1 protein-coding gene is annotated in these 692 nt (G+C 50.7%); it reads right to left on the minus strand.

Annotation, left to right across the window (positions count from 1 at the left end; genetic code table 11):
- Positions 1 to 8: 8 nt before the first annotated feature.
- Positions 9 to 647: an IS6 family transposase gene (locus tag DVK05_RS16345; protein ID WP_121564939.1), complete on the minus strand. Its 639-nt coding sequence runs from the start codon at positions 645 to 647 to the stop codon at positions 9 to 11.
- Between the last annotated feature and the right edge of the window lie 45 nt (positions 648 to 692).

The raw sequence follows: 692 nt of genomic DNA on the forward strand, positions 1-692 counted from the left end.
CGGTCGTGTTAACTTAAGCATCGGTTCCAGCAGACGGCGAAGGCTCGAAGCCATGATTCTGCCGCTGTCGGCTCCGCGTTTCTAAACGTATTTGAAAACGAAGAGGTTCTGCGTTTTACTTCTCTAAAGACACGTTCGACAGCATTCCGATTTCCATGTCGAGTGATTTGAAATCGGAGTGAGGTTCGTGAGAGCGCAGCCGTGAGATGTCCGCCAGCATCAACCAGAAAGAGCGCATCGTCAACGTGGTGTTTCTCCCTGAGATCGCGGAGAAACACCAGGGTAAATTGTTGGTTTTGAACGGGAAATACGTCAACGTGGAGGAATTCGTTTGTACGAGGATCGACGGCGGCGTACAGCCAGAATCTGTCTGAGTCGATCTGAATCGCAGTCTCATCGACCGCGACGCGATTCGGATTCGCACCGTTAGCTGGCTGTAGATCGGCCTTTTGAATCCAGTTGTGGATTGCTGTTCGGCTTCGCTCGACACCCAAATTCTCAAGATACTGTTTGGTATTCGAAAGTGATAGTCCAGCAAGATGGAGCTGAATACCGGTTTCAATGATCTCGTGGGGTGTCCGCTCTCGCTCCACAAAATCCAAGTCAATCCACTCAGTAGAGTCGATGAGGCGGTTGGATTCGCACATAGACACTCGAACTACCGACCGCCTCGTTCTTAACTTAACATCGCC

Origin of the sequence: Halorubrum sp. Atlit-8R (assembly GCF_003666025.1) — an archaeon.
Classification (GTDB): Archaea; Halobacteriota; Halobacteria; order Halobacteriales; family Haloferacaceae; genus Halorubrum; species Halorubrum salinarum.

Coding starts and splice junctions, on each gene's coding strand:
- DVK05_RS16345 (WP_121564939.1), bottom strand. CDS start 647: ATGTGCGAATCCAACCGCCTCATCGACTCTACTGAGTGGATTGACTTG.